This window comes from Bacillus sp. JJ1503, from assembly GCF_036965125.1.
Classification (GTDB): Bacteria; Bacillota; Bacilli; order Bacillales; family Cytobacillaceae; genus Cytobacillus.
On the sequence record NZ_JBALOZ010000256.1, the window covers coordinates 1 to 7,538 of the forward strand.

At 36.5% G+C, this 7,538-nt stretch carries 7 protein-coding genes and 1 pseudogene; 1 reads left to right on the top strand and 7 read right to left on the bottom strand.

The genetic code is table 11. From position 1 onward, the window contains the following. The first annotated feature begins 45 nt into the window (after positions 1-45). A complete protein-coding gene (locus V7149_RS19005) occupies positions 46-405 on the top strand; it encodes a YugN family protein (RefSeq protein WP_335347166.1) in 360 nt (119 codons plus the stop codon). Between the two features lie 58 nt (positions 406-463). Here V7149_RS19005 and V7149_RS19010 read toward each other — a convergent pair whose 3' ends face one another. The 7 genes and pseudogenes from V7149_RS19010 to cyoE form a co-directional block, all read right to left on the bottom strand. Next, on the bottom strand, positions 464-931 hold the full coding sequence (locus tag V7149_RS19010) for a DUF420 domain-containing protein (RefSeq protein WP_335347167.1): 468 nt from the start codon (positions 929-931) through the stop codon (positions 464-466). 226 nt (positions 932-1,157) lie between these two features. Then, positions 1,158-2,060 (bottom strand): cytochrome c oxidase assembly factor CtaG, encoded by a 903-nt coding sequence (gene ctaG / locus V7149_RS19015; RefSeq protein ID WP_335347168.1) that lies wholly within the window; start codon positions 2,058-2,060, stop codon positions 1,158-1,160. A gap of 94 nt (positions 2,061-2,154) precedes the next feature. After that, entirely contained in the window at positions 2,155-2,490 is a 336-nt protein-coding gene (gene ctaF / locus V7149_RS19020; protein ID WP_335347169.1) for a cytochrome c oxidase subunit IVB, read from the bottom strand. Between the two features lie 4 nt (positions 2,491-2,494). Next, positions 2,495-3,031: pseudogene (locus V7149_RS19025) on the bottom strand (cytochrome c oxidase subunit 3); the annotation flags it as partial. Positions 3,032-3,062: 31 nt separating this feature from the next. Beyond that, positions 3,063-4,946, bottom strand: coding sequence for a cytochrome c oxidase subunit I (gene ctaD, locus V7149_RS19030; RefSeq protein WP_438823976.1), 1,884 nt, complete (start codon positions 4,944-4,946; stop codon positions 3,063-3,065). Positions 4,947-4,972: 26 nt separating this feature from the next. Next, positions 4,973-6,064 carry a cytochrome c oxidase subunit II gene (gene coxB / locus V7149_RS19035; protein ID WP_335347170.1) on the bottom strand — a complete coding sequence of 364 codons (1,092 nt, stop codon included), beginning with the start codon at positions 6,062-6,064 and terminating at the stop codon, positions 4,973-4,975. A 226-nt stretch (positions 6,065-6,290) separates the two neighbouring features. Then, positions 6,291-7,229, bottom strand: coding sequence for a heme o synthase (gene cyoE / locus V7149_RS19040; protein WP_335347171.1), 939 nt, complete (start codon positions 7,227-7,229; stop codon positions 6,291-6,293). Between the last annotated feature and the right edge of the window lie 309 nt (positions 7,230-7,538).

Sequence of the window (7,538 nt, forward strand, 5' to 3'; positions counted from 1 at the left end):
TTAGCTATAGTCAGCTAATAATGGATTGTTTTAGGAGGGATACATATGAAGTTTGAAAATACGGGGATTGAAAAAAAGAAAGCGGACCTAGTTCGCTTAGATGAAGTCATGAATTCAAAAGGTCTTGTCCGTGAGGGTCAATGGGACTATGAAAGGGTCACATATGATCGTAGATTTGATTTAAAAGAAGGAACCTTCTATTTACGTGTATTTGGTCAAGCAGTTGAAGGGGATGTTGACACTTTCAAAGCCGTTATTCAATTAAAGACACCAGTGCTGGGTAAATATTATTATCCTCACGGTGTTGAATATGGCGAAGATGAGGTTTTCCCTAAGTCACTCGTAAATCAATGTGAAAAAATCCTTAGTGAACTTAATTCAGAGATAGAAAAGTTTGCAAAATAATGAAAAACGGACTCATGGCAACCATGTGTCCGTTTTTCATTATCTACAAAAATTGTTATCAAAAACCTAGAATGGCTTTAATAGCAGAGGTTGTTTCGCCTCCATGATAAATAACATATAATAACAAGTAAACGGCAACACCGGTAATGGCAGTAAAAAACCATACGATACTAGTAACCGGTCCTAGCCTTCTATGTTTACTCAACTTATTTTTGTAACCAGTATAAAGAGTTACAATGCCTAATACAGCGCCTATAGTCGCGAGAGTTATGTGGAAAATTAGGAATATAGTATAATATATCTTTATTTCGTCAGGTCCACCGAAGGCAGTATTTCCAATAAATATTGTTCTGCTAGCATAAATAATAAAAAATATTATTGCGAATACTGCGGCTAACATCATCGTCTTTTTATGGCTTTCTATTTTTCTTTGACGGATCTGCGCCCATCCGATTGCAACTGCAATGGCACTCAAAACAATAAATGTCGTGCTTATTGTTGGTAAAATTGGCAGTGAATAATTCATAATAACTTCCTTTCTATTCTCCCTATTCTCATCCACCTAAATTTAAGAAAGTCTCTTAATAATAAGAATGGTTCACAACGTTAATTCTATTAAAGTTCTGCTCCATAATCAACAAACATAGACCCCTTTTCGCAAAAGTTCCTAATTTGTTCAAATATTATATAGAGTAGCGTGATTATTTATACAGACATATTAAAAAACCTCATCCAAATAGATGAGGCATAAATCATTCAATGATGTGAGGGTTAAGGGAATGCTGTTTTTCAAGTTCGGTTTCTTCTTGCTCTTTACGATACCAGCTAAAGAAAATTTGCGCTAACGCCACACCGTAAACAACTTCTTGAATGATTTTCATAATAATCCCGCCTAGCTGCTGATCGTTTAATAAGGTCATGGAACTAAACATCTCTGGCCCGCTTAAAGTTAAGCCTGCCAGTGTGGAAGCAGGTACACAAAGCTCTAATGATTTCGCCCAAGCATCTGGATCAGAAAAAGAAGAGTATAATGGAGTATCAGCAAAAATGATCAAAGCACATGCTGGTAATAATAAGGCACTGCCTGCGAATATATATCCTACTTTCTTAAGGCCGCTTAAAGATTGACGATCTTCAAGTTTATTGTCAATTGGCCACCAAAAAATGATCCCCATAACAAACAATAAACTAGTATAGGCTGCGTGAAGCCAAAAACTTGTTTTAACTAAATCAAACACTAGAGGAATATGATAGATGGAGAATATCCCATTAAATAATAATAGGGCTACAACAGGCTTTGTCAGAAATGTAAAAACATTTTTTAATGCTGATCTTTTAAACAAATAACGCCAAATCCAGGCTGGTACTCCCAAAATAATAAATTGTGGGATAACTAGGCAAAGGATTGCCATCTGAATCATATGTGCATAAAACATAAGATGACCCATTAAATCAATTGGAGAGCCTTTTATTATATATAAAAGGACAATAGCTATAGAAAAGTGAATAGCTTGGCCTATCCTTAACGGTTCGCTGTCAGCAAATTTCTTTCTAAATTTAATTGTTACTAAAAAATAACCAACTAGCACAAGTGCTAAAAAAATAAAATAGTATGGGCTCCATAATGCTCGAAAACCAAATATTTGTATCGCCACTGCATAATCACCCCTTCGAAAGAAGTCCTAATATTAGTACTATTTCGTTAACATAAAAAGAAAACCGGCTGACAGCCGATTTCCCTTCTATTTATTACCACCAAATAATTGTCGTATAGCAAAGAATTGTTACAAAAGCAATAAGCATACCAGAATACATAAACAATTTTGGTGCTTCATGACCTTCATTGCTCATATGCATGAAGTAATATAACTGGAAAATTACTTGAACACATGCAAGGATTAAAATGAAAGGAACAATAAACCATCCCGAAAATCCTTCATACCCAACCGCCACGAAGGCAACGAGCGTTAAGAAAATCATTAATGAGAAAGATATAATATGATGCTTCATTTCTTCAGCACTTTTTCTGCGGCGATATTCAATGTCTACTCGAGGGTTGCCTGAGTTTAATTGTTCATTTGTCATCAGTTTATCCCACCATTCCCATTAAATATACAACTGTAAAAATAAATACCCAAACTACATCAATGAAGTGCCAGTATAAACTAGCTACATAAAACTTTGGTGCATTGTAAAGGCTTAATCCACGTTTGCTGTTACGGATCATTAATGAAATAATCCAACCTAATCCAAAGGCAACGTGAGCTCCGTGGAACCCTACTAATGTATAGAATGCTGATCCGAACGCACTGCTTGTAAATTTATGATCAAATTCATGAACATAATGATTAAATTCATAAATCTCTAATCCTAAGAATGCAAAGCCAAGCAATACTGTAATGCCAAGCCATAATTGCATTTTCTTAAAATTAAAGTTTTTCATATGGTACATTGCATAAACACTTGTTAATGAACTAGTCAATAGAATCATTGTCATCGCAAAAACAAGTGGAATCTCAAATAGATCCTTTGCTAATTTCATATCACTGCTAGGGACTGAATCTTTTAATGCAAGATATGTTGCAAAGAGGGAGGCGAAGAGAACAGTCTCTCCACCTAGGAATAANNTTCAACCGTCATTTTTTCTTCTGCGTGCATTATGCCTTAACCCCCTTATTATCGTCATCCATATCATCCATTAAATCTTCTTTATGAATATGGTACCCATGATCATCTTTTATAGAACGTGTTAGCATCGAACCAAAAGTAATCACTAAACCAAGAATTAATACTGGAATACCCCACGTATTTCCTTCATCACCATGATACATTGCACCAAATGCGGCAATGAATAAGCCTAGTGAGATAACGAAAGGAATAAATGAATTATTCGGCATATGAATATCACCTAGCGGCTCAGCAGGCACCATGCCTTTTTTGCCTTCCATTTTCTCGATCCAGTATGCATCTAGACCACGTACTAGTGGAAGTTGCTTAAAGTTATAGAATGGAGGCGGAGATGAAATTGCCCACTCAAGTGTTCGGCCGTCACCCCAAGGATCATTGCCAACCTTAACATTTTTCACACTTGTCATAACAATGTTGATTAGCATAATTACAACTGCTACAGCCATAAAGAATGCCCCAATTGTACTTACAAAGTTTCCAGTTTCAAGACCTTGACCTGGAAGGAATGTGAAAATGCGTCGTGGCATTCCCCATAATCCTAAGAAATGCTGGATAAAGAATGTTAAATGGAAACCAATAAAGAATAATACGAATGTAATTTTTCCAAGGAATTCATTTAGCATTGTACCAAACATTTTAGGCCAGTAAAAATGTGTTCCCGCAAGCAAAGCAAACACAACCCCACCTACAATTACATAGTGGAAGTGAGCAACAACGAAATAAGTATCATGATACTGATAATCCGCTGCGGCAGCACCAAGCATTACCCCAGTTACCCCACCCATTAAGAAGGAAGGAATAAATGCCACGGCATACAGCATTGGTGTTGTAAATGAAATACTTCCACCCCAAAGCGTAAACAACCAGTTGAAAATTTTAATTCCTGTCGGTACTGCAATTGCCATTGTAGCTACGGCAAAGATCGCATTAGCAATTGGGCCTAAACCTGTTGTAAACATATGGTGAGCCCAAACCATGAATCCTAAGAAACCGATTAGTACGGTTGCGAATACCATTGAAGAGTATCCGAAAAGACGCTTTCTTGCGAATACTGCCATAATCTCAGAAAAAATACCAAATGCCGGTAAAATTAAGATATAAACTTCAGGATGTCCGAATATCCAGAAGAAGTGCTCCCAAATGATTGTATTTCCACCCATTGAAGCATCAAAGAAATTCGAACCGAACATTCGGTCAAACATTAGTAAAAAGATACTTACTGTTAATGGAGGGAATGCAAATAGAATTAACGATGAAGCAACAAAAGTCGTCCATGTAAACATTGGCATACGCATATAAGTCATTCCCGGTGCACGCATATTAATAATGGTTACAAGGAAGTTAATTCCACCCATTAACGTACCAAAACCTGAAATTTGCAATCCAAGTACATAGAAGTCTATTCCATGTCCTTCAGATGCAAGCGATAAGGATGCATAGGAAGTCCATCCAGCATCAGGAGCTCCTCCTAAAAACCATGAAAGGTTTAAGAATACTCCCCCAAAGAAGAATAACCAAAATCCTAAAGAATTAAGGAAAGGGAATGCTACGTCACGGGCTCCAATTTGGAGTGGCATGACGGCATTCATAAATCCTAATAACAATGGCATCGCGGCGAGAAATATCATCGTTGTTCCGTGCATTGTTAGCATTTCATTAAATAATCCAGCACTGACAAAATCATTATTTGGTTTTATTAGCTGAATACGGATAATCATAGCTTCTATTCCACCGAGAAGGAAGAAGAATCCGCCAGCAAAAAGATAAAGGTGTGCAATTTTCTTATGGTCTACAGTTGTTAGATAATCCCAAAGAACCGCACCAAAACCTTTCTTTTGAGCAATGGTACTCACAATTTTACCTCCCTTTAGCAATTACACTATTTCCCCTGAACTTTTAATCCCATCAAATATTCAGTTAAGGCATTTAATTCATCATCTGTTAATTCACCATTAGGACCAGAACCAGTATACGTACCAGTCATTTTATTAGCTGGCTTATATTTTTCAGGATCAGCTAACCAATTCTTTAAGTCCTCTTCTGTATGATCCAAGATGCCGGCAATCTTCTCACGCTCACCAAAGTTTGTTAAGTTTGGTGCTAGTCTTGCTGCCTCTGGAGTTGTGTTTGCAGGAGTTACTGCATGACATCCGATACAGCTTTGATTAAAGATTTCCTGCCCTTGCTGTGCAGAAGCAGTAGTAGCCTTAATTGGCTCTTTAACACTTTGCATATCACTTACCCATTGGTCGAATTCAGCCCGTGGAACTGCTTTCACTTTAAAATCCATTAGAGCATGTGACGGACCACAAAGCTCAGCACATTTCCCGTAGAATACATTATTGACGTCCGATGATTTTTCATCATTAAATTCCAGCCAGAATTTATTCACGTTATCCGTGTTAGTATCTAACTTTCCACCAACAGCTGGAATCCAGAATGAATGCTTAACATCTGAAGCGATTAGGTTAAAGTAGACCCTTTCATCGGTTGGTACAACAAGATCTTGGCTTGTAATAATTTCTTCGTTTGGATATTCAAATTCCCACCAATATAAATTGGCGCGTACATTTACTACAAGAGCATCTGTTTTGCCATCTTCATTTTTCTTTTCCATAGGAGACACATCAGCTAATTTAAAAGTAGCTGAAACTGTTGGAACAGCTAAAACAAGAACAAGTAAAATCGGAATGACTGTCCAGATAATTTCTAATGCGTGACTTCCTTCTACTTGCTTTGGAATTTTTTCGTCCTTACGACGGAATTTCACCAAAACGATAATGAAAATCACTGCTACAATTGCAATTACCCCTACCATAATTGCAGTACTTAGCACCATCAAATCATATTGTTCTTGTGCAACCTCACCTGCAGGCTGTAAAGTAGATAAATTCGCATTACCACATGCAGATAGTATGAGCGCCAGAATCGCGAACAACGAAGCCAGACGCCATTTTGCAAGCCTTTTCATAGCTTAATCAAACCCCTCTTTCGTATAATTTCTGTTTGAAATGTTTGATCGAAAAAATTATATATAAATTCTTTCTAAGATATAGGAAAAGAAAGAATTTCCTAACAAAGATTATTATGTAGTATGCCTAAATAAAGGAAACTAATATTATGATATCTGTTTTTTTTTGATCGGGTTGGAGCACAAGCAATAAAAAAAAGCCATGTAGTCCCCCCCTAAAACTATTTTATATTAATGTGATAATAACCATAGCTACAAACATAATTGTCAGATATTGTAGTGAATATACAAACATTAAAGTAGCCCATTTTATATCGTCTTTAAACTTTCTTGCATAAATCCCTGTTGCAATCCAGCCTATGTTCAAAATTGTTGCGAGAACCAGAAAAGGAATTCCTAATTCTGGAAGCAAAAACGGAAGAGGCAATAACCCTGCCACCCATAAGTAAATAGAGGTTTTTGTTCTTTTAAATCCTTTAACAACAGGAAGCATTGGTACATTAGCAGCACGATATTCTTCACACCTTCTCATAGCAAGCGCATAAAAATGAGGAGGCTGCCAAAAAAACATAATTAAGAATAATCCCCATGCCATAATGTCAAGATTAGCATCAACTGCAGCCCAGCCGATAAGCGGAGGTGCTGCACCAGAAATACTTCCTATAATAGTGTTAGAAACGTATCTCCGTTTTGACCAGATTGTATATAGAACAATATAGCTAAATACTCCTACTAAACCGAGCAAAGCGGCAGTTACAGTAGTGAGCAGAAGCAATCCTGTACCAATTCCGATTAACAAAAAGCTTAATATCGCCACTCTGGCTGGTGAAACCCTTCCAGTTACGGTTGGCCTATTCTTCGTTCTTTCCATATAAGGATCTATATCTCGATCAATATAATTATTTAGGGCACAGGAGCCAGCTATAATTAGTGATGATCCTATTACAGTATAGAGAACAATATCCAAATTATTCAAAAAGCCTTTTCCTGTAAAGTGAAGTGCAAGCCATAAACCAGTGAAGGTTGTTATTAGATTCGAGTTTACAATTCCTATCTTAATCAGTGATAAAAAATCCTTCCAAACTGTTGTCCTTGGCACTTCATTCTCTAGGCTCCCACTGCTGTTTTCTAAACGAGCATTAACAAAGGCCCTCGAGTTAGACATATTTTTTCCTCCTTTATCCCTTATCACAAATACGACAATGATACTACAACTACTATAAAGCATTCTAGCTGACAATGCTATATTTGCAATAAAAAACGAAGAGCATTTCCAATATGATGACAACCTCAATAGTTTTCTACTATTGTAATTGTAATAATACTGTTAATTAAATATCATGAAAAAGACATCTTCCTCTGTATATTAAATCACACTTCAATGGTTTTTTGTGAATAATTTTCGAATAAATTATGAATAATTTGTGTCTTTGTGTTTTTTCGCTTAAATAATTGTTGCTTTTCTGCCATAATA

Excerpts from the sequence above, each read along its gene's own strand:
- V7149_RS19005 (WP_335347166.1), top strand. The coding sequence starts at position 46 with ATGAAGTTTGAAAATACGGGGATTGAAAAAAAGAAAGCGGACCTAGTT.
- V7149_RS19010 (WP_335347167.1), bottom strand. The coding sequence starts at position 931 with ATGAATTATTCACTGCCAATTTTACCAACAATAAGCACGACATTTATT.
- ctaF (WP_335347169.1), bottom strand. The coding sequence starts at position 2,490 with ATGACAAATGAACAATTAAACTCAGGCAACCCTCGAGTAGACATTGAA.
- coxB (WP_335347170.1), bottom strand. The coding sequence starts at position 6,064 with ATGAAAAGGCTTGCAAAATGGCGTCTGGCTTCGTTGTTCGCGATTCTG.
- cyoE (WP_335347171.1), bottom strand. The coding sequence starts at position 7,229 with ATGTCTAACTCGAGGGCCTTTGTTAATGCTCGTTTAGAAAACAGCAGT.